At 36.3% G+C, this 26,139-nt stretch carries 15 protein-coding genes and 2 pseudogenes; 12 read left to right on the forward strand and 5 right to left on the reverse strand.

Annotation, left to right across the window (positions count from 1 at the left end; all coding sequences use genetic code 11):
- Positions 1 to 146 precede the first annotated feature (146 nt).
- The 4 genes from ACIQ7N_RS09095 (at position 147) to ACIQ7N_RS09110 (ending at position 5,598) form a co-directional block, all read left to right on the forward strand.
- Complete coding sequence (locus ACIQ7N_RS09095; protein ID WP_402931484.1) at positions 147 to 1,226, forward strand: metallophosphoesterase; 1,080 nt, start codon at positions 147 to 149, stop codon at positions 1,224 to 1,226.
- Positions 1,227 to 1,506: 280 nt separating this feature from the next.
- Positions 1,507 to 2,340 carry an undecaprenyl-diphosphate phosphatase gene (locus ACIQ7N_RS09100; protein ID WP_132364696.1) on the forward strand — a complete coding sequence of 278 codons (834 nt, stop codon included), beginning with the start codon at positions 1,507 to 1,509 and terminating at the stop codon, positions 2,338 to 2,340.
- A gap of 416 nt (positions 2,341 to 2,756) precedes the next feature.
- Entirely contained in the window at positions 2,757 to 4,058 is a 1,302-nt protein-coding gene (locus tag ACIQ7N_RS09105) for a protoglobin domain-containing protein (protein WP_402931486.1), read from the forward strand.
- Positions 4,059 to 4,635: 577 nt separating this feature from the next.
- On the forward strand, positions 4,636 to 5,598 hold the full coding sequence (locus ACIQ7N_RS09110; protein ID WP_402931487.1) for a 2-hydroxyacid dehydrogenase: 963 nt from the start codon (positions 4,636 to 4,638) through the stop codon (positions 5,596 to 5,598).
- A gap of 415 nt (positions 5,599 to 6,013) precedes the next feature.
- Here the strand turns inward: ACIQ7N_RS09110 and ACIQ7N_RS09115 are convergent.
- The 3 genes and pseudogenes from ACIQ7N_RS09115 to ACIQ7N_RS09125 all read right to left on the reverse strand — a co-directional run.
- Positions 6,014 to 6,226: pseudogene (locus tag ACIQ7N_RS09115) on the reverse strand (transposase domain-containing protein); the annotation flags it as partial.
- A gap of 370 nt (positions 6,227 to 6,596) precedes the next feature.
- Positions 6,597 to 8,069, reverse strand: coding sequence for a sensor histidine kinase (locus ACIQ7N_RS09120; RefSeq protein WP_402931513.1), 1,473 nt, complete (start codon positions 8,067 to 8,069; stop codon positions 6,597 to 6,599).
- Positions 8,070 to 8,082: 13 nt separating this feature from the next.
- A complete protein-coding gene (locus tag ACIQ7N_RS09125; RefSeq protein ID WP_402931491.1) occupies positions 8,083 to 8,745 on the reverse strand; it encodes a response regulator transcription factor in 663 nt (220 codons plus the stop codon).
- Positions 8,746 to 9,137: 392 nt separating this feature from the next.
- Here ACIQ7N_RS09125 and ACIQ7N_RS09130 point away from each other — a divergent pair, with 392 nt between their 5' ends.
- The 3 genes and pseudogenes from ACIQ7N_RS09130 to ACIQ7N_RS09140 all read left to right on the forward strand — a co-directional run bounded on the left by ACIQ7N_RS09130 (position 9,138) and on the right by ACIQ7N_RS09140 (position 13,223).
- Positions 9,138 to 10,583 (forward strand): ABC transporter permease, encoded by a 1,446-nt coding sequence (locus ACIQ7N_RS09130; protein ID WP_402931492.1) that lies wholly within the window; start codon positions 9,138 to 9,140, stop codon positions 10,581 to 10,583.
- 11 nt (positions 10,584 to 10,594) lie between these two features.
- Positions 10,595 to 11,326 (forward strand): ABC transporter ATP-binding protein, encoded by a 732-nt coding sequence (locus ACIQ7N_RS09135; RefSeq protein ID WP_402931493.1) that lies wholly within the window; start codon positions 10,595 to 10,597, stop codon positions 11,324 to 11,326.
- A 326-nt stretch (positions 11,327 to 11,652) separates the two neighbouring features.
- Positions 11,653 to 13,223, forward strand: a pseudogene (locus ACIQ7N_RS09140) (IS1182 family transposase).
- 116 nt (positions 13,224 to 13,339) lie between these two features.
- On the opposite strand, the gene ACIQ7N_RS09145 reads toward ACIQ7N_RS09140, so the two are convergent.
- A complete protein-coding gene (locus tag ACIQ7N_RS09145; RefSeq protein WP_402931494.1) occupies positions 13,340 to 14,140 on the reverse strand; it encodes a TIGR00266 family protein in 801 nt (266 codons plus the stop codon).
- A gap of 495 nt (positions 14,141 to 14,635) precedes the next feature.
- Between ACIQ7N_RS09145 and ACIQ7N_RS09150 the strand changes: the two genes are divergently transcribed.
- The 5 genes from ACIQ7N_RS09150 (at position 14,636) to ACIQ7N_RS09170 (ending at position 24,455) form a co-directional block, all read left to right on the forward strand.
- Positions 14,636 to 16,114 carry an aldehyde dehydrogenase family protein gene (locus ACIQ7N_RS09150; protein WP_402931495.1) on the forward strand — a complete coding sequence of 493 codons (1,479 nt, stop codon included), beginning with the start codon at positions 14,636 to 14,638 and terminating at the stop codon, positions 16,112 to 16,114.
- 26 nt (positions 16,115 to 16,140) lie between these two features.
- Positions 16,141 to 17,313 carry a saccharopine dehydrogenase family protein gene (locus ACIQ7N_RS09155; RefSeq protein WP_402931496.1) on the forward strand — a complete coding sequence of 391 codons (1,173 nt, stop codon included), beginning with the start codon at positions 16,141 to 16,143 and terminating at the stop codon, positions 17,311 to 17,313.
- A gap of 10 nt (positions 17,314 to 17,323) precedes the next feature.
- Positions 17,324 to 18,517, forward strand: a complete 1,194-nt coding sequence (locus ACIQ7N_RS09160) for an acyl-CoA dehydrogenase family protein (RefSeq protein ID WP_402931498.1) — start codon at positions 17,324 to 17,326, stop codon at positions 18,515 to 18,517.
- 354 nt (positions 18,518 to 18,871) lie between these two features.
- Positions 18,872 to 22,105, forward strand: coding sequence for a collagenase (locus ACIQ7N_RS09165; protein WP_402931499.1), 3,234 nt, complete (start codon positions 18,872 to 18,874; stop codon positions 22,103 to 22,105).
- 253 nt (positions 22,106 to 22,358) lie between these two features.
- Positions 22,359 to 24,455, forward strand: a complete 2,097-nt coding sequence (locus ACIQ7N_RS09170; RefSeq protein ID WP_402931501.1) for a beta-propeller domain-containing protein — start codon at positions 22,359 to 22,361, stop codon at positions 24,453 to 24,455.
- Between the two features lie 51 nt (positions 24,456 to 24,506).
- On the opposite strand, the gene ACIQ7N_RS09175 is transcribed toward ACIQ7N_RS09170, so the two are convergent.
- Positions 24,507 to 25,913, reverse strand: a complete 1,407-nt coding sequence (locus tag ACIQ7N_RS09175) for a polysaccharide deacetylase family protein (RefSeq protein WP_402931502.1) — start codon at positions 25,911 to 25,913, stop codon at positions 24,507 to 24,509.
- Positions 25,914 to 26,139: the final 226 nt, after the last annotated feature.

A 26,139-nucleotide genomic window follows, 5' to 3' on the forward strand; every position in this document is an offset into this window, starting at 1 on the left:
ATACAATTAAATGACAAGAAAAATGTACAATATAATGAGCACATTGGTTGCCCTTACATACTTTCAATAAGAAATACTTAATGCAAATTTAAAAATTAAGTATAATGCTATAATCTACTAAGACTATATGAAAGTAGGGAACTGAAATGCCTAAAGTAATCGGTGGAATTCTATTAATAAGTATATATAGTGCGTTAACTTTTTACTTAGGATGGGGATTGAGACAGTGGCTTGTGGCAATGGGATGGTTCCGCTTCCCAATTTTATATTGGGTAGTACTGTATATCATTGCGTTTAGTATTGTTATTAGTAGATTGCATGAGTCCTTACGAGTCTTTTCAATAATCCATAATTACTGGATGTTTATTTTTGAATACGGATTAATGCTTTGCTTGTTAGCCCACTTGATTATTTGGTTAAGCCCCTTTAAAAGTGTACAGATCATTGGAAGTATAGCTATTGCTATATTTTTTGTACTAAGTATTGTAGGCACTTATTTAGCATATTCACCTGTTGTCCGTCATTTAGAAATAACGATGGATAAAAAGAGTAGTGAGCTAGATTCGATGAGAGTTGTAGTTGCTTCAGATTTTCATTTAGGGGTTCTCTCAAATAAAAGACATTTACAACGTTTTGTTACTTTATCGAATGAAGCACAACCGGACATCGTCTTTTTAGCTGGGGATATTGTGGATGACGATCCTAAATGGTTTGCTAAAGATGGAATGGCAGATGTGATGAAGCAATTAACATCGACATATGGAGTGTACGGTGTACTAGGCAATCACGAATACTATGGCAAGAAAATCCCTGAATTTATTAAAGAGATGGAAAATGCTAATGTAAAAGTTTTGTGTGATGAAACTATTAGAATCGATAATGTGATAGTATTAACGGGGCAAGAGGATATTACAAATAAGGATAGAAAGCAACTAGATGCATTGAAGACAGTAGATGATTTGCCTTGGTTTGTTATGAATCATACCCCAAATGATTTAATTACACCTGCAAAAATGGGCGTAGACTTCCATATGTCAGGGCATACACATAAAGGTCAACTATGGCCTAATCAGTATATAACGGCTCGTGTATTTGAACTTGATTATGGTTATAAGATAAAAGAAAAAATGCATACACTTGTTTCATCAGGCTTTGGCTTTTGGGGTCCGCCAATGCGAATAGGCAGCCGTTCCGAGTTATGGGTTGTAGATATAAATTTCCGTTAGTTGGTAAATTGCAATCTCTGTATTATGATGATTTTGGTCCGTCATCTGAAGACATTTTGAAATAAATGACATGTGAATAAGTAGATTGGAGGCTAGGGACTCCTTGGGGACTAGCTTCACAGATGGTTTTCTGTGCGAAAGCGCCCAGCCGGAACGGAAATCAATCCCACGTTATGGTGATAAGGCAGTCTACTCATAACTGAATGTTATAGTCATAGTATATGAAAAAGTGTATTTTATAATATGTTGGTATTTAATTTATAAAAGGTAAGGTGAAAACGTGGATATCATTGAATTATTAAAGGCGCTTATTTTGGGCTTTGTCGAGGGAATGACAGAGTTTGCGCCAGTGTCGTCGACAGGACATATGATTATTGTAGACGATATGTGGCTAAAGACAGAGGAGTTTTTAGGGATGTATCCCGCCAATACGTTTAAAATAGTTGTACAGCTTGGCTCCATTTTAGCCGTAGTCGTTGTTATGTGGAAGCGAATGTTAAATTTAGTGGGACTTTATAAAATTGATGGCCAATCGAAATCTGTAAAAGGTCACTTCAACTTACTACATGTGATTGTGGGTATGTTGCCAGCAGTTATATTAGGTTTTGCGTTCAAAGATTTTATCGATGATCATTTATTTAAAGTAGAGCATGTTATTTATGCTTTAGTAGCTGGAGCACTTTTAATGATTGCTGCCGATAAATTAGCTCCGAAAAGACCAAGAGTCGATTCTTTAGATAAAATTTCTTATGGTTTAGCTTTTAAAGTAGGGTTAGTACAATGTTTATCACTTTGGCCAGGATTCTCTCGTTCAGGGGCAACAATATCTGGTGGTGTACTATTTGGCATGAGTCACCGTGTGGCGGCAGATTTTACTTTCATTATGGCAGTACCAATTATGGCGGGTGCTAGTTTAGTATCTGTACTGAAAAACTGGGATACCCTATCTATGGATTATTTTGGATTCTATGTAGTAGGCTTCATTAGCTCATTTATCTTCGCATTACTATCAATTAAATTCTTCTTAGCACTTATTTCAAAAGTGAAATTAATGCCATTTGCTATTTATCGTATAGTACTAGCTGCTGTACTAGCTGTTATTATCTTTATGTAAATAATAAAGTCACTCTTCTATTAAGAATGAGTGGCTTTTTTTAATTTCTTTCAGCGGGTTACAAATTTTACCTGTTGTTACGTTTTCGGCACAAAAAGAGGAGCTAAGCCTACGAACGCCACGTTCTGTGGATAAACGAATGACCGACATTGTGTTGACCCTCTAAGTACTAAGCAGATTCCGGACTGCGCGAAAGCGAAGCGACAGCGGCAATTAGGCCGAGGCATAAATAATTAAATTAAGAAGAAATGCATGGTTAATAAGTATTGTTCGAGAGTAGTATGATAGATTATCGCGTATTGTAAAACAGATATTTTTTCCCTATATATTGTCATTACAGTTGTAAAGAACTTATAATTGAATTCAGAGAGTTTTTTGTTTTCTGATTATATTTAGTAGAATAGACATACAACGGGGTGGGGAAATTGTTTCAAATTGGAAATAAGTCTAAGAAGAATACAATTGAGATTACTGATGAATCAAGTATAGGGGTTATTATTCAAGATCAGGAACGTTTACTACAGTTAAATCTAGTAAATTTAACTAGAGAGGATTTACAGTTAATTAGAAGTTTAAAACCGTATATTGAACGAAATGTTGAAGAGGTAGTGGCAGCATTTTATCATGCGATTGAGAGTGTGCCAACATTACGTGAGGTGATTGAAAAGTATAGCTCTAGTGAGAAGTTACGCCAAACATTAAGCCATCATATTATAGAAATGTTCGAAGGGCGTATAGACGATGCATTTTTGAAGAAGAGAAGGCAAGTAGCAAAAATGCATGTGAAGATTAACTTGTATCCTAAGTGGTATTTAGCAGCCTTTCAAAACCTTGAAAAATTTTTAAGACAGATTGTTTATAAGCTTCAATTAACGAGGGATGAAGAAGAAAAGTTTTGTGAGGCCGTTAGTAAAATGTGTAATTTTGAACAACAGATTGTTCTAGAGGAATATGATAATTATGCTAATACATTAATTGAGAAGCAACAGCATAGTGTTCGAGAACATGTTAAGGAAATTATAGGTGGGATATCTACGCAGCTAGAGACCCAATCTCATAGTACCAATGAAACAGTGACAGAACTCGTTTATAACACCAAGGAAGTGAATGAATACTTGAAGGAAAGTATCGATGAGGCAAAAACAATGCAAGAGGTATCGTCTGAAGGTTATTCTAAAATAATATTAATTAATGAGCAGACAGGGAAAATTCATCATAAGACAGTTGAAATGTCGGGTATGGTGGAGCAATTAGATGATTCTTCCTCCAAAATTAATGCTGTTATTGAAATAGTAAAAAATATTTCTGGTCAAACAAATTTACTTGCGTTAAATTCGGCTATTGAGGCTGCACGTGCAGGAGAGCACGGAAAAGGCTTTGCTGTCGTAGCGAGCGAAGTTCGTAAGCTTGCAGATCAGACCAAAACGTCGGTTGAACAAATTGCGGATCTCATAACTATGTCTAATGGGATTACACAACAAGTTGTTCAAGCAATTCATGAGATTCAAGAGATGGTGAACAATAGTATTGAGCAAAATGAGGAATCTTTAAAAGCATTCGACGCAATATCTAGCTCAGTAAACGGTTCTATCTCAAACTTCCAAAACGTCGGACTAAAAATAACGGAACTGGCGGAAATTATAGAAACGATTGGAGAATCTTCCGAGGAATTAAAACAAGTTGCCAATCGATTAGATACAACAATTAGAGATTTCTAACGACTATGCATAAAGCCCGTGCATAGTTTTTTATTTATTATCATAGTGAGGGGTGTTCTGGGTGTTCTCCGTTCCGGATGGGCGCTTTGTAGCTGACGCTTTGCTTTCGCTACAGAAAAAAACATTTGTTGCTGCTGCTACGTTAGCACTACGCTAAAGCTTCCTGGGGGCGTCCGATGAGCCGCTTCACTCCACTTATTTGCATGGCATACGCTTTAACAAAATGTCATCTCTTGAAATTTATCGAAACACTTTTATGTTTTATCGACCAACTTTTGAAATTTATCAATAAATTTTCGGGTTTTATCACCCAACTTTTAAATTTTATCGACATACACCTTTTAAAGCATAAAAAAGATTCACACACAAATTTATGTGAATCTTTTTACTTTATTCTGTCGCCCAGTCGGAATGGAAATCAATCACACGTTATGCCAATTTATTATTATTTTTTATAAATAAGACAAAATCGCCTTTCTGAAGTTTGAAGAGTGCCACGTAAAGATAAGAAATCCCTAGAAAATGAGCGTTCTAAGTGTTACGCTATAGGCGAATTGAATTGAGGGGTGTTCGGAATATGAAAAAGAAATTATTTATTACACGAAAGTTCCCAGCGCATATAGTTGAACAGTTGCGAGAGTATTATGATATCGAACAATGGGAGGAGGAGGAAATTGTTATACCACGGGAAAAGCTATTGGCAGCTGTTGCAGATTGTGAAGTATTGTGGGTAACGCTTGCTGACCAAGTCGATGAAGAGTTATTATTACACGCACCCAAACTAAAACTCGTGACTAATTTAGCTGTTGGATACAATAACATTGATGTCAAAGCTTTGCGTAAGCGCGGAATAATGGCAACTAATACTCCAGGAGTTTTAACAAATACGACTGCAGATTTAGTATGGGGATTATTGCTTGCGACTGCTCGAAGAATTCCAGAAAGTGAACGATATTTGCGTGAGGGTAAATGGAAAAGCTGGTATCCGATGCAATTAGTAGGTAAAGATGTTTCAGGATCCACTATAGGAATTATTGGTATGGGACGTATTGGCCAAGCTGTTGCAAGACGAGCAAAAGGTTTTGATATGAAAATTTTATACAACAATCGTCGACGCCGCCATGAGGTAGAAGAAATGTATGGCTTTCAATATGTATCGTTGGAGGATCTTTTAAAACAATCGGATTTTGTTGTTATTATGACACCTTTTAATAATGATACAGTAGGACTTATAGGAGCAGAGGAACTTGCTTTGATGAAGGATGACGCAGTATTAATTAACGCATCACGTGGTGGCATTATCGATGAGAATGCACTGTATGATACGTTAAAAAACGGTAAGCTATGGGCAGCAGGACTAGATGTCTTTGAACAAGAGCCTATTGCTTTGAATCATCCCTTATTGACGCTTCCAAACGTTGTAGCACTCCCGCATATCGGGAGTGCCTCGCTGCAAACTAGAACGGCTATGCTGATGCTGAACGTTAAAGAGCTTACTGCATATGGGCAGGGTAAGGCTGTAACGAATCGAATAGATTGATACACTGAAGGTAGGGTCCTTTCGTAGTAAAGCGGTAAAGATTTAATTTTTGGTGAATAAATGGTGTAAATTAACTGTAATTATAAGAAAAGGAGCACATCGTGATTAGATGTGCTCCTTTAACTAATTTCAGCTATACCTGTTGCTACGTTAGCACTACGCTTTTGCGCAAGCCCACGAGCAGATACGTTCTACCCTGGCTACTGCTATAATAAAACCATATAAAAAATGGTCAACCAGAAATATCTGGCTGACCTTATAATACGAACGGAGCAGGTTACTCTATTCGAGGTTTTTCTATATTTAATTAGATTCAGATGCCGTTATACTACTTCAACTGTAAGCCCGAAATAAGCGCACCTTCTTGGTACGCACGACGAATCGCCATCTATCCTAATTTTTTTTGGATAGATGGCTATTTTGCACATGTTGCTTGGATTTTTTTCGACCAAGGCATGTAATTATTTAAAATCACTGGCTGCGGATGAATTGGTAAATTTGGCAATTCTGTCATTAACGTCACTAGGTACTGATAGAAATCGATGCCGTTTGCTTTCGCCGTTTCAGCCAAACTTAAACAGATCGCATTTGCTTTGCCTGCTTCACTAACAGAGAAAAGCCAGTTTTTACAGGGAGCACTTCAAAAAAGGGGGGGCAGAATTTATTGTTATTGTACAAATTAGAGTCAAAGGGGATAAGAGTATTAGTACCAGATTCTTCTGAACGAGATGTGCTATTGAATCAGTAAATACAGTGCTAGAATAATCAATAATCATGATTATCCCTCCTCTTTCAGGGTATACTTCTTTTGAATTTTAACGTGGGCTCCGGTTCAATATTGTATTTTGGGAAGAAATTATTAAAGGTGTGAAAAACACCTTCTATCATTAAGGAATTATGAATTGTTTTTTTTAATATTATCTTGATAAATTTTGGAAAGTGTATTGGAAAATCTCCATCTCATTTCTATAGAATGAAATAAGATGGAGACTCTTTTTTTATTTGATGGATATTGGAATGGAAATAAAAAATAGTACACCTTGTTTGGTATTATTCATAGAATAAGTGATAAAAAGGGATTCAAAAATTTGTTTTACAATATATAATCCTAAGCCACTCCCCCCAGTATTTCGATTTCTTGACTTTTCGATTCGATAAAAGGGTTCAAATACGTGATGTATGTTCTCTTCATTAATTTCAACACCTGTATTAATGACTTGCATTTCGATATGATTTTGCTTAGATCCTTGGCTTAATTTTATATAGACCTTTTCGTTAAGAGGTGAATACATAATCGCATTATGAATGATGTTTTTACAAGCTTTTTCTAATAGAACATAATCCGTATAAACAAAAATGCCAGAATCAACTTCTTTTATTATTTGAATGCCTTTTTGGGAAGCAAAAAATTCGAGGTCTTTTGTGATTTTATCTATTAACTTCGAAAGATTTACTTCTTCTACTTGTGGTTTAAAGGTATGTTGTTCTAGTTTTGACATGCTTAAAATTTCACGAATCAGTTGTTCTATATTTTCAATTATTTGATGATTTTTCATTAAATATTGGTCACGATTTTGATAAGGGCCGATATTATATAACATCCCTTCTACGTAACCTTTCATTACAGTAAGAGGCGTTTTTAATTCATGTGCTACAATAGCAAAGAATTCCCTTCGCTTTGTTTCTACTTCTCTTTCTTTTTCAATATCACTTTTCAATTGCTGATTCGCTTTTTGTAAGTCAAGAAATGCTTGTTGTAAATTTATAGACATGTCGTTCAAACTATTGGACAATTCCCCTAATTCATCCATAGAAGAAATCTCAATTTTTTCGGAGAAATCCAAGTTTGCCATCTTTTGTGCACCTTCATTAATATAAATAAGTGGTTTTGTAATAAACCTTGAATAGAAATAAGCACTTCCTACACCAATAATCAGTACAATGATACTAATATAAGGAAGAAAACGTACCAAGACCTTTGAAGCTTCATTGATCGGTTGAAATGTTGCGAACACTACAAGCGTTAAGTTAATATCTTGAAATTGTATTGGCAAGGTAACTTCAAATGAATTACTAGGATTATCTAACCTCCTTGAAGGTATTGCTTTAACAAAATTTTTTGCTTGAGTATTTCCTTGAATAACACTTCCTTGAATAACACTTCCTTGAATAGAACTTTGAAGAAAAGTAAAAGAAGGAGAATAAATAATTGTTCCTTCATTATTTTGAAGGAAGATCATTGCGTTATTCTTTTCTGCGTATTCATCAAAAAGTGGTATTGCATTTTGAAACGAAAGATCTTTAGATTTATTAATTATTTCTTCGATTCCTGTTTGAAGCTGATCGGTTTTGTATTGCTCATGAAATTTAGGGAGAAAGAAGTATAAAGTTACATAAATCATGGTTGCAAAAGCTAATAAAATGAGTGATGTAGTCATAAAGAGTTTGTAGGTAATTCGCTTCATCTTCATGATTTTTAAGAGTCTATTCATCGATTTTATAACCAATGCCCTTTACTGTTTTAATATAGGTTGTATCTAATTTTTTTCGTATGTTTTTAATATGTGTATCAATCATTCGCGTTTCTCCGTGATATTCGTATCCCCAAACCTTTTCTACGATGCTTTCTCTTGTGAGTACCTTTTTCTTATTTCGAAGTAGTAGTTGTAGAATTTCGAATTCTTTTGTCGTTAAGGGAGTTTCCACCTCATTTACAAATACTTTATATGCATCGCAATCAACATGTATCTCTTTAAAAACTAAATGATTATTTATACATTGATCATAGCTTCTTCTCAGTACTGCTTCGATTCGTCTTATCAAAACATGAAAAGAAAAAGGTTTCATAATATAATCATCGATTCCAAAATCAAAGCCTTTCACTTGGTCCTGTTCATCTTCTAATGCAGTTAGCATAATAATGGGTATAGTTGAATGACGTCGAATCATTTTGGCGACTTCAAATCCATTCAGGTTTGGCATCATTACATCTAAAAGAATTAAATCAAAGGATTGTTTATTAAAATGTTTCATTCCCTCTAATCCATCTGATGCGACTTCAACTATATACTGTTGTGTCATTAAGAATTGTTTAATTAATTCTTGAATTTCTTGATCATCTTCTACCACTAGAATATGATAGTTCATCTTTATATCACCTCTCGTAGCTATTATATCCTTCTAATCTGGAGTTGATGTGGAGATGTATTAGAATACAATGAAATACTATAAAAAATTTACAGGAAAACTATATTTATTTCATACTAGCTCCAGATTCAAGAGACATGTTTTATACATAAAAACACAAGACAGAAGGAGATAACAAACATTAAAAAGAGTAAGGTAGTAAATGTAATGAATTAAAAAGATATTCTATATGCATATCAAAAAGAATTGCGATTTACCTTAAATGACTTGCTTTTATAAACAAACAAGGTTTTTTTACATCTCTAGGTAAACTCCATACAAACTCCTGATTAACTCCATACGAACTCCAGATAGCATATTTAGAATAACAACTATCAAGGAGGTTGGAAAAAATGAATTTTATAAAACGTGCAATTCTCAGTATGAAAAAAAGAATAGGAACATCATTAATTTTGATGGCGGTCTTCCTGATTGTTACAAATTTGGTGTTGGGAGGATTCGCAATCCAAAATGCATCACAAAAAGCTGCTGATTCAGCAAGAAAAAAACTGGGCGCAGACGTTACTTTAGGTCTTGATTTTGATAAATTAGGAAAACAAGCAAGGGAAACTGGCGAAATGCCTATTGTGCCAGATCTCAACATAAAAGAAGCAGAGCAGTTAGCGAAGTCCCAGTATGTAAAAGACTATAATTATATAACCGGTACTATGGGAACTTCGGAGGGGCTTAAATTAGTAGGAGCTCCAGAAGAAGGAGAAGACGACGCAGGAGCAGGCAGAGCGGGAATAGCGGGTGTAGCAGGAGGATCAGCAGGTTCAGCTATAGAAATAGATATGAATTCCTCTTTTATGATAGAAGGAGTTCGGAAGACTTTATTACAAGAAAGTTTTAAAAATGGAAAAAGTAAAATCATTGATGGAAAACCAATTACAGAAAAGATGGAAGATCAGAATGTAGCTTTAATGGAAAAAAGATTAGCGGAACAAAACAAAATAAAAGTAGGAGATAAAGTTAAAATTCAATCAGGGGATAAGAAGAAAACTCTTGAAGTTGAAATTATTGGTATTTATGAAACGGAAGAACAAGGAATGATTCAAAACCCTCCTCCTATGATGGATCCAGCTAATAAGCTATATATGCCTTACTCTACTTTTAAAAAATTAGAAGCAGATGAAGGTAATATGAGTAGCATTCAAGTTGTGTACTTCTTGAACGATCCACTAGACATTGATGCATTTAAAAAAGAAGCAAAACAATCTGATATTGATTTTAAGTATTTTAAGTTAGATGCACATGATTCATTGTACAAACAAATGATTGGTCCTATCGAAAATATCTCTTCTACTTCTCAAATGATTATCTATATTGTATCTATTGCAGGTGCTATTATCTTAGGATTAATCATTATGTTATCGATTAAAGCGCGTCGTAAGGAAATGGGAATTCTATTGTCCATTGGAGAAAAAAAATGGAAACTGATGGCGCAGTTCATGGTGGAAGTAGTATGTATTGCTATTTTAGCATTTGCATTATCTCTAGCAACAGGAGCTAAAGTTTCTCAATTTATAGGGGATAGCTTACTTTCGAGCGAAATTGCTACAGCAAGCGAAGAAGAAGAAAATCCGCAAAATAGTGGTGCAGTTATGGTATCTGGACCTGGTGGTACTCTACAAAATGAAACAGAAGATCCAATTGATGAAATTGATGTAAGTATAACAGGAGCGGATTTAGGAAAAATGGGGGGAATTGGACTAGCTATTGCTCTATTAGCCACTCTTCTTCCAGCATTATCTATTCTGCGCTTAAATCCAAAACAAATCCTTTTAAAAGATGAATAAGGAGGCTCGATATGGAGACGATTTTACAATTTAAAAACTTAGATTATTATTATGAAAGTAACGGAAAAAAAGTAACGATACTAGAGAATGTTAATTTTTCTTTTCAAAAAGGGCTTTTCTATACGATTTTAGGGCCATCTGGATCTGGTAAAACTACAACTCTTAGCTTAGGTTGTGGGCTGGATATACCTAAGAATGGTTATGTACTATATAATGGCAAGGATATTCGAAAAATTGGTTTGGATCGATACCGTAATCAAAATGTATCCGTAATTTTCCAATCCTATAATTTGATTACCTATATGACTGCTCTTCAGAATGTACTAACGGCAATGGAAATTACAGGTGTGAAGGTAGAAAATAAAAAAGCAAGAGCATTAGAATTACTAGAGAAGGTAGGACTCACAGAAGTAGAAGCGAAACGCAACGTTTTGCAACTAAGTGGCGGGCAACAACAACGTGTAGCAATTGCTCGAGCGCTATCTTGTAATGTGGATTTACTTATTGCTGATGAACCAACAGGAAACCTTGATGGAGAAACAGCAAAAGAGATTATTGAGTTGTTTCAGGAGCTCGCCCATCAAGAGAGTAAATGTGTAATTGTTGTTACGCATTCACAAGAAGTTGCAAAAAAATCGGATCGAGCAGTTTACTTAAGCAAAAAGAAGTTAGAAATAAAAGATATGAATAATCCCACTAAAGAAAAATCGAAAAATATAAACTGCAACCCTATTATAAAATAACATTTAAAGTGACCTGGAAAAGTTAGAAATGGTTATTTAATATGAAGTTTACTCAAGATGAGCCCGGTATTACACGGACTCTTCCAGTAGAAGGAAATAAAGTCGTACCGTTTAGAAAAAAGATGTACTGTTTCATATTTATAAGACCTAAATTGTAAAAGTCATAATAAACAGGCTGGGACAAAACCCATCTCTAAACTGAAAAGCCGGTGAAATTTTACGATCAGTAAAATTTCACCGGCTTTAAATTTTTTTCATCAAAAATAAGGACCACTTCTGATAAAATTAAGTCACCACAACAAAATTATACAGAAAGAAGGATCCTTATGTTTAAAGATTATAACATGAATCAATTAGTTTTGCCTTTAGATTTAGAAGTGAGGTTACAAAAAAATGATATTGCCTTCCATGTCCACCATTTAGTCGAAAGTATCCCGCCCGAAGCGTTTGAATTATTCCTTCGAAATGAGGGCTGTCCTGCCTACCATCCACGCATGATGCTTAAAATTATCTTATGTGCTTACACGCAATCTGTCTTCTCAGGACGCAAAATTGAAGCGCTTTTAAAAGATAGTCTTCGGATGATGTGGCTAGCTCAAGGATATGAACCAACCTACCGTACAATCAACCGATTCCGTGTCCACCCAGAGGTGAAAGAGTTGATTCGTCAATGCTTCGTTCAATTCCGCTGCCAGCTGGTACAGGAAGCATTAATTGATCAGGAAGCTATTTTTATTGATGGAACAAAAATTGAAGTGAATGCGAACAAATTTACATTCGTGTGGAAAAAGTCGATTGAGAAATATCATAACGGACTAATTGAAAAGTCTAACAAGCTATACGATGAGCTGCTTGAAAAAGAAATCATGCCAGAAATTGAACGGGAAAGTGAAAAGGAATTAGCATTGGAAGACCTCGCTCAAATGGTCGAAAAAGTAGATGAAGTGATTTCTGAATATGATCGAAAAATTGAGGATTCATCGGATGTAGCAGAGCGAAAGGCTTTAAGAACGGAACGGAAATTCCCTAAGCAGGCTCGCAAACAATTAATCGACTATATTGAACGAAAACTAAAATATCAAAGAGACTTCGAAATCTTTGACGAACGAAATAGTTATTCGAAAACAGACCCGGATGCGACATTTATGCGTATGAAAGATGACTATATGAAAAATGGTCAATTGAAGGCAGGTTATAACATACAAGTGGCAACAGAAGGTCAGTATGCGCTTGCCTACAGCATTTTTCCGAACCCGACGGATACACGTACATTAATCCCATTTTTAGATGAAATCGAACAACATTATTTTAAGTTACCAAAACACATCGTTGCAGATGCCGGATATGGTAGTGAACAAAATTATGATGATATCCTTTCGAATCGTAAGCGAGAAGCCATAATCACCTACAACATGTATATAAAAGAACAGAAGAAAAAGTATAAGCAAAACGAATTCAATACGGCGAACTGGGATTATGATGAAGAACATGATCGTTACACTTGCCCAAACCAACAACAGCTAGTATTTAAATATCGTACTACGAAAAAGGATAAGTATGATTTCACGCGTGAGTTTAAAGTATACGAATGTGAAGACTGTTCCGGATGTCCTCTCCGTTCATTATGTACAAAAGCAAAAGAAGGAAATAATCGTAAATTAATGGTGAAAATGAGAAGTGGGAACAACAAAAAGAATATGTGAGAGCAAAGCTTTCAGAAGAAAAAACGAGTACCATTTATCGTCCACGCAAAATTGACGTGGAACCAGTTTTTGGATTCTTGAAGGCTAATTTGCGTTTCACTCGATTTTCTGTACGAGGAAAATCGAAGGTTGAAAACGAGATGGGCCTCGCATTAATGGCCGTGAATTTAAGAAAATTCGCAGCCATTAGCTAAGAGGTATATGGAAACAACATAAAAAATAGAGAAATCCGAATTTGAATGAATTCAAATTCGGATTTCTCACTAATTGAAGCTAGTTATGTCCCAGCCTCTTAAATAAATAGCGTCCATTATTTATTAAACATATCAAATAAACCGCCAATGCCACCTTCACCTTTAGATTGACCGCCACCGCCTTGAGAAATTGGTGCTGCAGCGAAGACGCGGCTTGCTAATCGGCTAAATGGTAATGATTGAATCCATACTTTACCCGGACCCTTTAAAGTAGCGAAGAAGATACCTTCACCGCCAAATAATGCAGTTTTTACGCCCTTGACCATCTCGATATCGTAATCTACATCAGATGTCATAGCAACTAAACAGCCTGTATCAACACGTAATACTTCACCAGGTGCTAGAGTCTTTTCGTGAATAGTGCCACCTGCATGTACAAAAGCCATGCCGTCACCTTCAAGCTTTTGCATAATGAAGCCTTCACCACCAAAGAAGCCAACACCGATTTTTTTCTGGAATTCAACGCCGATTGAAACTCCTTTTGCAGCAGCTAAAAAGGCATCTTTTTGACAAATAATCTTGCCGTTCAATTGGCTTAAATCCATTGGAATAATCTTACCAGGGTATGGAGAAGCAAAATACACATGGCGTTTACCTGAACCAACGTTCGTAAATGTCGTCATGAATAAACTTTCACCTGTAATTAGACGTTTTCCAGCTCCAAATAATTTACCCATAAGTCCACTTTCTTGGCTTCCTGTTGAACCATCGCCAAAGATCGTTTCCATATGGATGGAATCATCCATCATCATTAAAGCTCCAGCTTCAGCTACCACTGTTTCTTGAGGGTCAAGCTCAACTTGCACGTATTGCATATCGTCGCCATATAATTTGTAGTCAATTTCGTGATTATTCATAAAGGATTCCTCCAAAAAATAATTTTGTTATTATATACGATTATAAGTTGTATTAGTTTCATCGTATAATTAAATATTTTAGAAAAAAAGGGAATAAGCTAGTAAATGTCGAATATAAAACACTAGAATGAGTATTTTCTATTTTTGTTTAGCTGGAATTTGTGATTGTTTTAACTTCTTTCAGCGAATGGCAAACATCCCGCTGAAAGAAGTTAAAACCTCCGTACGCAATTATGCCGAGGCATAATTGCTCACAAAAGACTTTCATCTGTAACTAACATCAATGGTTCAGCTAACGAAAATAAAGCCTCTGATGATTGTCACCGATGTTATTGATGTAAAAGCACGCTCTTTAAACCTCTATATATTAAAAATTCGGAATTTTGACATACTTGATTTTATATACTATAGAGTGATAGATGGTATCTGTTTGAAAGCAATGCAATTGGTAACATTGAGTCAGAGGCACAATAGATAGTTCAGGGGGTGTATGTAGTGGAAATCAAAAACTATATCGGCGGTGAATGGGTAACACATTCGCATTTACAAAGTATAGTAGTGAACAACCCTGCTAATGGGGAGCAGCTAGCTACAATACCGCTATCTACTGCAAGTGAGGTAGATGAAGCGGTAGCGGTTGCAAAAAATGCACAAAAAAGCTGGGCATTAGTACCTGCACCTAAACGTGCTGACTATTTATATGCCATCGGTCAAAAAATGAAAGAGAAGAAGGAACATTTGGCGACCGTTTTAACAAAAGAGATGGGGAAGGTTATTGAAGAAGCTAGAGGTGAAGTACAAGAAGGGATAGACATGGCCTATTATATGGCCGGTGAAGGGCGACGGTTATTTGGGGAGACAACACCGTCAGAGCTAGCTAATAAATTTGCCATGAGTGTACGGGCACCAATTGGCGTTGTAGGTTTAATAACTCCGTGGAATTTCCCGGTAGCTATTGCTACTTGGAAGTCATTCCCTGCAATAGTTGCTGGCAATACGTTCATTTGGAAGCCGTCTAATGAGACACCAATGATGGCTTATGAAATGGGCAAAATTTTTGAAGAGGTTGGCTTACCAGGTGGGGTAGCAAATATCGTCTTTGGTTCAGGGCCAACAGTTGGAACAGCATTGATTGAACACCCAGACGTCAAGGTCATTTCATTTACCGGCTCTACAACAACAGGCAGTAAGGTAGCAGAGCTAGGTGGTAAACACCTGAAGAAGATTTCATTAGAGATGGGCGGGAAAAATGCAGTCATAGTTATGGATGATGCCGATTTACAGTTAGCCACTGAAGGCATTTTATGGAGTGCATTTGGCACTGCTGGACAAAGATGTACAGCATGTAGTCGCGTAATCGTGCATAAAGATGTAAGAGAAGAACTAGAAAAACGTCTATTAGACGAAATGCAAAAGCTAACAATTGGGGACGGCCTGGATGAAAGTGTGAAAATCGGACCTGTGATTAACAAATCCGCATTAGAAAAGATTAATCACTATGTGCAAATCGGCAAACAAGAAGGGGCTACGTTGTTAGCTGGGGGTAGAATTTTATCTGAGCCTCCTTATGATAAAGGGGTTTATTATGAGCCTACACTATTTACCAACGTAAAGCCTGACATGATTATTGCACAGGAAGAAATCTTTGGTCCGGTCGTTTCTTTAATTGAAGTAGCAAGTTTGGATGAAGCAATTGAAGTAAACAATGGCGTGAAATTTGGCTTATCCAGTTCAATTTTCTCACAAGATGTAAATACGATTTTCCGCGCACAACGAGATTTAGATACAGGTATTGTTTATGTGAATGCTGGCACAACAGGTGCTGAAATCCATTTACCATTTGGCGGCACAAAAGGCACGGGGAACGGTCACCGCGACTCGGGTGTAGCTGCCTTAGATGTCTATACAGAATGGAAAAGTATTTATGTAGACTATAGCGGTAAATTACAAAGAGCACAAATCGATACAGAATAACAGATCAATGAAAGGGGATGTTCTTGATGAAAGTTGTTGTATTAGGTGCGGGTTTAATGGGGAAAGAGGTAGCTCGTGATTTAATAAAAAATAGCAATGTGGAGCGTGTATTTTTAGGGGATATTGACGTGAAATTAGCGCAGAATTTTGTGGACTCGCTAAATACAGATAAGATTGAGGTTGTAGAGCTTCATGCTGAACGCGACGACTCGTTAATGGAGGTTATCTCAAAAGGCAATGTAGTTGTTAATGCATTATTCTATTCCTTTAATGAGCGTGTAGCAAGAGCGGCAATTGCGGCTGGTGTCCATTCCGTGGATTTAGGTGGTCATATTGGCGGTGTAACAGAAAAAATATTAGGTCTAGACGAAGAGGCAAAAGCAAAAGGTGTAACCATTATTCCGGACTTAGGTGTTGCCCCAGGTATGGTCAACATTTTAGCCGGCTACGGTGCTTCGAAATTAGATGAGGTAGAATCTATTAAACTATTTGTAGGCGGTATTCCAACAGAGCCGAAGCCACCTCTTCACTATACGCGAGTATTTTCTCTAGATGGTGTCTTTGATCATTACACAGAGCCGTCAAAAATGATTCAAAAAGGTAAACTTCAAGAAGTTCCATCGTTATCAGGTGTTGAGCCTATTTATTTCAAAGATTTTGGTGTGCTTGAGGCTTTTTATACATCTGGCGGTATATCGACATTGTATAAGACATTCCCGAATGTCCAAACACTAGAATACAAAACAATTCGTTATAAAGGACATGCAGAGAAGTTTAAGTTATTAGCAGATTTAGGATTCCTCGATGCTAGTAATAAGGTAGAGGTAGAAGATCAAGAGGTTTCTGTGCGTCCAGTTGTTCGTGAGGCACTTAAAAAGAAACTCGAACTTGGTACAAAACCTGATGCAGTGCTACTACGCGTAATTGTAGCAGGTGAAAAAGCGCAACAACAAGTGACTTATGAGTTCGAAATGGTTGTGCGTAAAGATATGACCATTAATGAAACGGCTATGGCTCGTGCAACAGCAAATACAATTTCTGTCGTTGCTCAAATGATTGGGGAAAATAAAATTACAGAGCGCGGTGTATTTGCACCTGAATCAATTGTACCGGGCGACATTTATATTAAAGAGATGGCAAAACGTGGTGTCGTCATTAAGGAGACGTCTCATATATCAGCAATGATTGTGAAATGGTAGGTGCTTGGTCATGAATTTCGAATTTACCACTGAGCAAAAAATGCTACGTAAAACAGTGCGGCAGTTTGTGGATGCTGAGATTATGCCACATATTGCGCAGTGGGATGCTGAGGGTGGCTTCGATCCGAAAATTTGGTCAAGACTTGCTGAGCTAGGTTTAATGGGTGTTTGTGTACCAGAACAATACGGTGGTAGTGGGATGGATTACAATGCACTCGCCATCGTTTGTGAAGAGCTTGAACGTGGCGATACAGCGTTTCGTACAGCTGTTTCAGTTCATACAGGTTTAAATAGCATGACGTTAATGCAATGGGGAACAGAGGCTCAAAAACAACAATATCTTGTTCCGCAGGCAAAGGGAGTTCGGATTGGGGCATTTGGTTTAACAGAGCCTGGAGCAGGGTCAGATGTAGCTGCAATGTCTACCACCGCAGTAAGGGATGGAGATTTTTACGTGTTAAATGGACAGAAAACATGGATTTCCTTATGTGATCTAGCTGACCATTTTATCGTTTTTGCCTACACTGATAAATCGAAAAAGCATCATGGCATTAGCGCATTTATCGTAGAGCGTTCGATGGCGGGCTTTACATCGAAGGCCATTAAAGGTAAATACGGTATTCGTGCTGGTAATACGGGCGAGCTCTTTTTTGAAAATCTACGTATCCCTGTAAAGAATCGCCTTGGAGAAGAGGGAGAAGGCTTTAAAATTGCCATGTCTGCGCTAGATAATGGTCGTTTTACAGTAGCTGCAGGTGCTGTCGGTCTTATTCAAGCGTGTCTTGAGGCCAGTGTAAAATACTGTCATGAACGCGAAACATTTGGCAAGCCTATTGGCGAGCACCAGCTAGTAGGGCAAATGATTGCCAAAATGGAAGCGGGCTATCAAATGAGCCGCTTACTTGTATATCGTGTTGGAGAGTTGAAAAACAAAGGTTTACGTAATACGCGGGAGACATCATTAGCAAAATGGCAGGCTTGTGATTTTGCGAATAAAGCTGCAGATGATGCCGTCCAAATTCATGGAGCATATGGTTATTCGGATGAATATCCAGTCGCTCGTTATTTACGTAACTCGAAAGCACCAGTTATTTATGAAGGTACGCGGGAGATTCATACGATTATGCAGGCTGACTATGTATTAGGAAAACGTCAAGATAAGTCATTGGCAAAAATACTACCAAAATGGCCATTTGAAGAATAGTCGTTTTATGATGACTTTTTATGGATTGAACTAAAGTTAATTAGATTTCTTAGAATATTCTAAGTGAAATTTCATAAAGAAAAAGCCGATTTCCTAAGGGATAATCGGCTTTTTTTAGTGATCGTAAAGAGAAAATGATTAGTTAGGGATCCGAATTTCGGATTCTATTTTTGTTAAAAAATGGATTTATGGTCTAATTGTGTCTTAGTGTTCAAATTATACAAGAAAATATTACTAAAAATAACATTTTATATTGCCTTATTCACATAATATGTTATTTTTAGATGGGTAATATAGTTCCAAATAATCAACGTATTATCAATTTTTGAATGTAGTACTATAGGAGGATTTGTTATGAAGAAGAAATTAAAACTCAATCAAGTGTTAATTGGAGTAAGTACAATGGCACTGTCGTTCGGAGCATTACAAGCAGAAGCATCGGCAGCAGAAAAAATGCCTTATAATGTATTACAAATGAAGCCTGTGGGCATATATACGGCGAAAGATGAAATCGCACATTCTACAACGGCTGATGAAACATTATCATTTGAAAAACGTTTGGAAATGGGAGATTTTTCGGAACAACCAGCTCCAACTATAAAGCTTGCTGAAACGAAGCAATTGCAGGATAAGTATTCGATGGAAGAGCTTAATAGAATGAGCGATAGTGAGCTAATTGATACGCTAGGAAATATTCGTTGGTATCAAATTACAGACCTATTCCAATTCAATAATGAAACAAAAGCTTTTTATCAAAATAAAGAACGTATGCAAGTTATTATTGATGAATTAGGGAAAAGAGGAAGTTCTTTTACGAAAGATGATTCAAAGGGTATTGAAACATTTGTTGAGCTATTGCGTTCTGCTTTCTATTTAGGATTTTATAATAAGGAACTAGGTTATTTAAACGAGAGAAGTTTCCAAGATCTATGTTTACCAGCATTAAAGGAAATGGCTAAAAATCCGAACTTTAAACTCGGTACAGATGAGCAAGATAAAGTGGTATCTGCCTATGGGAAATTAATCGGCAATGCTTCAAGTGATGCAGAAACAGTTCAGTATGCTGCAAAGATTTTAAAACAGTATAACGAAAATCTCTCTACATACGAAAGCGATTCTTTAAATGGGCAAGCGATCTATGATTTAATACATGGCATTGATTATGACTTGCAGTCGTACTTGCAACAGACAGGTAAAGAAGCGAATACGACGATGTGGTATGGAAAGATTGATAGTTTCATCAACGAAGTGAATAACATTGCTCTTATACATAATGTAACAAATAACAATAGTTGGTTAATCAATAATGGCATTTATTATGCAGGGCGTTTAGGAGGATTCCATAGTAATCCAAATATAGGTTTAGAAGTTGTTACACAAGCAATGCAAATGTATCCATATTTAAGTGAAGCTTATTTTGTAGCAGTAGAACAACTTACTACAAATTATGATGGAAAAGACTATAGTGGTAATGCAGTAGATTTAGAGAAAATGCGTGAAGAGGGCAAGAAGCAGTATTTACCGAAAACATATACATTTGATAATGGCTCGATTGTCTTTAAAACGGGAGCTAACGTAACAGAAGACAAAATTCAAAGATTATACTGGGCTGCAAAAGAAGTAAAAGCACAATATCACCGTGTAATTGGCAATGATAAAGCATTAGAGCCAGGTAATGCTGACGATGTATTAACAGTTGTCATTTATGACTCTCCAGATCAATATCGATTAAATCGTCAATTGTATGGCTATGAAACAAATAATGGTGGTATTTATATTGAAGAGAAGGGAACGTTCTTTACATATGAACGTACGCCGGAGCAAAGTATTTATAGTTTAGAAGAGTTGTTCCGCCATGAATTCACACACTATTTACAAGGAAGATACGAGGTTCCTGGTTTATTCGGAACAGGAGATATGTATCAAAATGAACGACTAACATGGTTCCAGGAAGGAAATGCGGAATTCTTTGCAGGATCAACACGTACAAATGATATAGTTCCACGTAATAGTATTATTAGTGGCTTATCATATGAACCATCACAACGCTACACTGCTGAACAAACAATGTTTGCAAAATATGGATCATGGGATTTTTATAATTATTCATTTGCACTGCAGTCTTATATGTATAATCATCAATTTGACACATTCGTTAAGATTCAAGATTTAATTCGTGCGAATGATGTGAAAAATTATGATAAGTATCGTGACGTATTAAGTAAAGATCCACAACTGAATGCGGAATACCAAGCGTATATGCAGCAATTGATTGATAATCAGGAAAAGTACGCGGTGCCACAAGTATCAGAAGATTATTTAATGAAACATGACCCAAAAGCGTTAAATGAAGTAGCACAAGAAATTGCAGATGTTGCTAACGTAAAAGATGCGAAAATTACAAAACATAAGTCTGAATTTTTTAATACATTTACAGTCGAAGGTACGTATGTGGGTAGTGCAACAAAGGGTGAATCTAAAGACTGGAAAACGATGAGTGAACAAGTGAACCAAGTACTAGATCAACTGTCGCAAAAAGAGTGGAGCGGCTATAAAACAGTGACAGCGTATTTTGTAAACTACCGTGTGAATGCAGCAAACCAATTTGAATATGATATTGTTTTCCACGGCATTGCGACGGATGAAGGAGATCATCAAGCGCCTATTGTAAAGATAAATGGTCCATATGCTGGAGTCGAAAATGAAAAAATCCAGTTCAAGAGTGATGGTTCAAAAGATAACGATGGAGAAATCGTTTCTTATCTTTGGGATTTTGGTGATGGAAAAACAAGTGAAGAGGCAAACCCTACTCATGTATACGAAAAAGAAGGCACATATAATGTGACATTAACGGTGAAAAATGATAAGGGAATAGAAAGTAAAGATCGTACAATTGTATCTGTACGAAAAGGCGTACAAACAGAGAAACCTCATCCAGAAGAAGCGAAGATCATTCCATTTAATACGCCTCTAAAAGGTGATTTGGTTGGTGATGACGATACGGATGTATACACATTCGATGTTACAGCTGCAGAAGATATCGATATTTCTGTCTTAAATGAAAATAAAATTAGCATGACATGGGTGCTTTATCATGAGTCTGATAAGCAAAATTATGTAGCGTATGGGCAGGAAGATGGAAATAGTATAAAAGGTAAACTTCATGCGGAACCAGGAAAGTATCATCTATATATTTATAAAGTTGATAATGAAAACGGGACATATACAGTAAATGTACAAAATAGTGGACAAAAAACAGAGCTAGAACCAAATAATCGTCCAGAAGAAGCGAATATGATTCCATTTAATAAGTCTTTAAAAGGTAGCTTGATGGATGATGATCATACGGATGTATACACATTCGATGTTACGTCTCCAAAAGAAATCGATATTTCTGTCCTGAATGAAAATCAAATTGGCATGACATGGGTGCTTTGTCATGAGTCTGATATGCGAAATTACGTAGCATATGGACAGGAAGATGGCAATACTATAAAAGGTAAATATAATGCGAAACCAGGCAAATATTATTTATACATTTATAAATTTGATAATGAAAACGGGGCATATACAGTAAATGTACAATAATTATATGTTTAAGAAATAAGTTTTAGTTTCAATAGTAGAGGCTGATCTGATCTCTATAATGTATCCATATATCAAGTGTCTACTTAAAAAAGAACAGCAGCTAACGTAGAATACATTAGCTGTTGCTCGTAATTAAGACGAGAGGGATTCACTTCCTCTCGTTTTTTTAATGATAAAAAATTCGGAATAATGTAACTTTCCTATTCTTTGGTAGTCTAATTAATAAACAAGTTTATGAAATGGAGGAATAATAATGCAAAAGAATTGGTTAGTAATTTTACTCATCGCAGTACTAGCTATTTTGCCAGGGATTATTATGCTGGACTCGACCCCAAAAGTCGAGGCGCAAACTAAGAGTACGAGTACGACTACGACTACCTATAGCTGGCAAGTATCCTTTACTGAGGCACTAAAAGAAAGCGCAGTAGCGGAGAACAATGTTTACGTAACAAATAGCAAAAATAAAAAGGTAACAGCAACAGTAACATTCGGGGAAGATAAACAGACAATGATCGTAAGTGATTTAGCACCTGGAAGCTATAAATTACATGTGAAGAAAGAAGCGTTTGTACTAGATGGACCTAAAACAACATCGCAAGTAATAGCATTTACCATCATTGAAAAGCTTGAAACTGTAAAATCAGAAAAAGAACTACAACAATATTTCGAAACACTTTTAGCTAACTCACAAAAAGAACTGAATGAGGCAACCGTAGAACTGGCAAAGAGTGAAGACAAAGCGAGTGCAGACAAATCCTCTACAACGAATAATCAGGTCGAAGGAGTGGAAGAAGGGGATATTGTAGTTGTCAAAGATGGCTTTATTTATGCTGTAAAAGATCAAGGCATTACTGTAGTAAATGCTAAAGATCCGAAAAAATTACAGTTAGCAACTACAATCAAGCTGAAGGAGTCACGATATATTTCGAAGCTAGCCTTATATGATAATTTATTAATAGTGATTGGGGATGAATATTTAGAAAAAGCAGGCACAAGCATGTCGACAGCCTCTTTGTATGATATTTCAAACCCTAACAATCCGAAGCTTATACGTGAAGTGGGGCAAGAGGGGTATTTAAACGATATTCGAATTACAGATGATACATTATATTTAATCGGGAATATGTTTCCGAATTATTGGATGCTTAGAGAGCAAAAAACGCCGGATTTAAAACCGAAAACATTTGATAGTGTAGAAGGAAATGAGTACAAAAGTTTACCTCTAGAGAAAATTTCTATTTTACCGAATACAATGGATGGAACATATAGCTTAATTACAGCAGTGGATTTAAAAAATGGTGCAAAGACAACTGCGAACACTAAGGGGTACTTAGGTGGTAGTAGTGGACTTTATATGTCGGACAATGCACTTTATTTAACAACACCAGTTTATGATGGAAATCGGGTGCCTGCTTCAGGTCGCATGATGGATATGATCTGGATACCGAGAACAACTAATACACAAGTTTTTAAATGGAATATTGATGGAACTGCCATGAATTTTGTAGGTACTACGGAAGTAAAAGGAACCGTGTTAAATCAATATTCAATGGATGAGTATAAAGGCAATTTCCGCATCGTTACAACCGAAGGAAATGCGTGGGATGAACAAAAAATATCTCGAAACCACCTATTTATTTTAAATGAAAATTTACAAGAGCTCGGTGCAGTAAAAGATTTAGCTCCAGGTGAAAAAGTGTATTCTGCACGCTTTATGGGCGAAAAAGCATATGTAGTAACATTTAAGGAAGTGGATCCATTGTTTGTTATTGATGTCGCAAATCCGAAAAAGCCAACCGTGCTTGGTGAGCTAAAGATTCCAGGCTTTAGTAACTATTTGCATCCATTAGACGATACACATTTAATCGGTATTGGCTATGATACCGAGCAACGTTATGATGCATATTCGAAGCGGAATTTTACGGTCACAACTAATATGAAAATGTCATTGTTTGATGTTTCAGATTTCAAAAATCCAACGGAACAATCGACAGTAAAAATAGGCGGAGAAGGCTCGTACTCTGAAGTTCAATACAATCCGAAAGCACTATTCCGCAACAAGGAATACAATTACTTCGGTTTCCCGGTTGTCCTGTATGATGCAGGGAAGGGTGATGAAATCGTCTACAAAGGTCAAGGCGCGCAAATCTATGAAATCACTGCAGATAAAGGAATCGTCCTAAAAGGAAATATTGTTAATAAAAGCACTGGCGATCAGTATGAAAATTGGGAGCAGCGTGTACAGCGAGTAGTCTATATAGGTGACGCTCTTTACACAGTAGCGAACAATGAAGTGAAGAGCTATCAGCTAAAAGACTTCAAACCACTTGATACATTAACTGTAAAATAAAAAGGAAAGTCCAATAACCTCGATCTTGAGGTTATTGGACTTTTCTTGTGGTTATTTTTGACGATATGGAAGAATTTCCGATACTGTCACGAATTCATAGCCTTGCCCTTGTAAATAAGCAAGCACGGAATCAAGACCATCGGCAGTCGATTGATGAATATCATGCATTAAGACAATGGCGTTATTGTGTAAATTATTTTTGACATTAGGCAGTAACTGTTGCGCATTGCGATACTTCCAATCTAATGTATCGATCGACCATAAAACAACAGGAACTGAAATTTGACTGTTGATAGTATCATTTGTTGCTCCATACGGAGGTCTAAATACAGTTGGCTTTTGGTTAAGGGCCTTTTCTATCTCCGCAACTGTAGATGTGTATTGATTTACTGCCGACTCTAGTGACAGTTTTGTTAATACAGGATGGTTCCATGAATGATTACCTATTTCATGTCCTCGTGCAAGAACATCTCTTGCGATATCAGGATAATATTGTACACGACTACCAAGCATAAAGAAGGTAGCTTTTGCGTGATATTTATCAAGAGTATCTAATATCTGTTCTGTAACCTTTGGGTGTGGACCATCATCAAAAGTTAAGGCAATACGCTTTTTGTTTGGATCACCTGTATTAGTTGGCTTTACCGGCTTTTCCATAGCAATCTGGAAATCAGAGGCTAACAACGGATTGATAAGTGATAGTGGGAGCTTCACAATTGGTGGACCTGCTGCTCCGCTAGCAATCTCATACTCATCAAAATAGAATTGTATCGAATCATCAACGATAGCAAAGCGATTAAAGTTAGACCACTTCGGTTCAGTTGACTTTATTAAATCTTCCTTGAAAAGCTCATCCTTTAACTTAAGGTTTTGTTGTAAGTCGTTACGTACATGAGTAGCTAACACTGATAAATTGTTTTTATCGTTGTTCAACAATGTTTTAATGGAAATTAGTTCACCTGTTTCCTGATTGATGAAGAATGTTTTTGTTGAAACCTCGGGGTTGGCGCCGCCTGTATACAACATTTTTGTTAGCACAAAGGAATAGTATTTCTTTTGATATGGGAAAGTTTCCAAACTAATATTAAGCTCACCCATTACCTCTTTATCTTTATTTTCTTTCATAGATGACAGATAGTTTTCTTTTGAATCCGTTATGTACTGTAATACAGCATCGTTAAAAGCTTTATTATCTGTTTCTGGATAGTGAATAGCAAAAGGTGTTCGCTTATCATTAGAGACATCTGTTACAATACGTATACCTGGAAACGCAGAGCTATCTGTGGATAGTTTACTCTTTATTGAATCTGAAGTTGTCTCTTTAGAGGCACTAATTTTTTGAAACTTAAAGTCATCCTTTGATAGGATGATGACTAAAATAATAGTTGTTAATGTAATGATGAGGCCAATTAATAGGAAATCAATCATTGGGCCGCGTTTTTTTCTGCGTTCCGGCATTTTTGTGGATACGCTCCTTTCCTTATTTAGTTTTTTAGACTGCTTATAAAATCAGACGTGTTAGTCATTGAAAAAGTTATACGAATCTATGAAGTTTTGCTATCAATTTATGGGAAACCCATCTCCATGAAAAAATTACTCAGTAGCTACCATTTTTAGTATATGAAAGCCAAAGTACTTTGGTTAAAAGTTTAAAAAATTTTTTGTTGAGTTTTTATTTGCAGTT

The organism is Lysinibacillus sp. NPDC095746 (assembly GCF_044763535.1).
Classification (GTDB): domain Bacteria; phylum Bacillota; class Bacilli; order Bacillales_A; family Planococcaceae; genus Lysinibacillus.

Coding starts and splice junctions, on each gene's coding strand:
- ACIQ7N_RS09165 (WP_402931499.1), top strand. CDS start 18,872: ATGAAGAAGAAATTAAAACTCAATCAAGTGTTAATTGGAGTAAGTACA.
- ACIQ7N_RS09135 (WP_402931493.1), top strand. CDS start 10,595: ATGGAGACGATTTTACAATTTAAAAACTTAGATTATTATTATGAAAGT.
- ACIQ7N_RS09095 (WP_402931484.1), top strand. CDS start 147: ATGCCTAAAGTAATCGGTGGAATTCTATTAATAAGTATATATAGTGCG.
- ACIQ7N_RS09120 (WP_402931513.1), bottom strand. CDS start 8,069: ATGAAGATGAAGCGAATTACCTACAAACTCTTTATGACTACATCACTC.
- ACIQ7N_RS09110 (WP_402931487.1), top strand. CDS start 4,636: ATGAAAAAGAAATTATTTATTACACGAAAGTTCCCAGCGCATATAGTT.
- ACIQ7N_RS09155 (WP_402931496.1), top strand. CDS start 16,141: ATGAAAGTTGTTGTATTAGGTGCGGGTTTAATGGGGAAAGAGGTAGCT.
- ACIQ7N_RS09170 (WP_402931501.1), top strand. CDS start 22,359: ATGCAAAAGAATTGGTTAGTAATTTTACTCATCGCAGTACTAGCTATT.
- ACIQ7N_RS09175 (WP_402931502.1), bottom strand. CDS start 25,913: ATGCCGGAACGCAGAAAAAAACGCGGCCCAATGATTGATTTCCTATTA.
- ACIQ7N_RS09145 (WP_402931494.1), bottom strand. CDS start 14,140: ATGAATAATCACGAAATTGACTACAAATTATATGGCGACGATATGCAA.
- ACIQ7N_RS09125 (WP_402931491.1), bottom strand. CDS start 8,745: ATGAACTATCATATTCTAGTGGTAGAAGATGATCAAGAAATTCAAGAA.
- ACIQ7N_RS09130 (WP_402931492.1), top strand. CDS start 9,138: ATGAATTTTATAAAACGTGCAATTCTCAGTATGAAAAAAAGAATAGGA.
- ACIQ7N_RS09160 (WP_402931498.1), top strand. CDS start 17,324: ATGAATTTCGAATTTACCACTGAGCAAAAAATGCTACGTAAAACAGTG.